Below are 1,167 nucleotides of genomic sequence, written 5' to 3' on the forward strand. Positions count from 1 at the left end.
GTCCCCTGGAGTCGCTGAAGTCACTTCTTTTGCTTGGTCCTCTTTGAATAAAAAAATAGTGTCAGGAAATAAACTATTAAACAGGATAACATATACACAGTATCAAACACAGACAGTGGTTCCCTCACTCTTACCCAGAATAAATAATCTGGCCACAAAAAATAACCAAACACAAAAGGTCCCAAAATCAATATATACAAAGTTGTTAATGGATAAACGTATAAGAATGATTTTCTCTTTTCAATAAATCCAATTCTGGGTGATAAATAGAACTGTATAGGATTTATTACAAGTAAAGTTGAAATACATATTGCTACATTGTAGATATTATATGTATCATACCTTCGTGCTACCCACAAATTTAATAGCATCCATGTAAACATTAAACAATGATAGTAAATCATCTTTGTCATCTTTTACCCCCCTTCTTCTTTGCACAAAAATTCTTACATTTATCACTAAACTCTTTCATTTTTAACTGCTTCTGTAATTTCCATTCCTCAGCTGTCATAAAATGTCCTGTTGATATTAGATATTTAAGGAATGCATCAAACGTTGCTTCACCAAGTTTTCCTTCAATGTAACCTTTCAGTATACCCATATCCAAATCTGAACTCATGCCTAATAGTTTTCCATAGCCATATTTAAACACTTCTTTTACAGGCTCTTTAATGTCTGTTACTTTGTCCTGATAAGTAGTAAAGTCAATATACTGTTCAAAAAAAGTGTCCGAGTCTCTTGTAGGTTCTTCATCATAGTCTTTATACCAGCCCATACTGGGGATATAACCAATAATTATATCGGAAGAAGCATATGATGGATCTATGGAACCCAAAGAAATTGGATACCAGGATACAAAACCATAATCATAATCACAACATTCATATATGCATTTGCACTCAGCAAAATCTCGCTTCATATAAAGCGGCTTGAAATAAAACTTCCACAAATTTCTTGGTGATCGTATATTTTTCTCTCTTATGGTTATGTGGATCATGTGTTCCCCCGTGTACTCGCATCTTTCCCCGAATTGCCCTAAAAAATCGTAACTATTAATTGAATCATTCGAAATAAAGTAACCGTCTAAACAACCGCATCTTCACGGGTTAATCGGGATGTGGCATAAGAATTTCCATCTTTTGAAAGGAGATTCCATGTCGCAAGAAG

General features: G+C 34.1%; 1 protein-coding gene. It reads right to left on the reverse strand.

Annotated features, from left to right (window positions below; translation table 11 throughout):
* Positions 1 to 409: 409 nt before the first annotated feature.
* Complete coding sequence (locus BUE18_RS27175) at positions 410 to 997, reverse strand: hypothetical protein (RefSeq protein ID WP_073479242.1); 588 nt, start codon at positions 995 to 997, stop codon at positions 410 to 412.
* Positions 998 to 1,167 lie beyond the last annotated feature (170 nt).

This window comes from Desulfatibacillum alkenivorans DSM 16219, assembly GCF_900142135.1.
GTDB lineage: Bacteria > Desulfobacterota > Desulfobacteria > Desulfobacterales > Desulfatibacillaceae > Desulfatibacillum > Desulfatibacillum alkenivorans.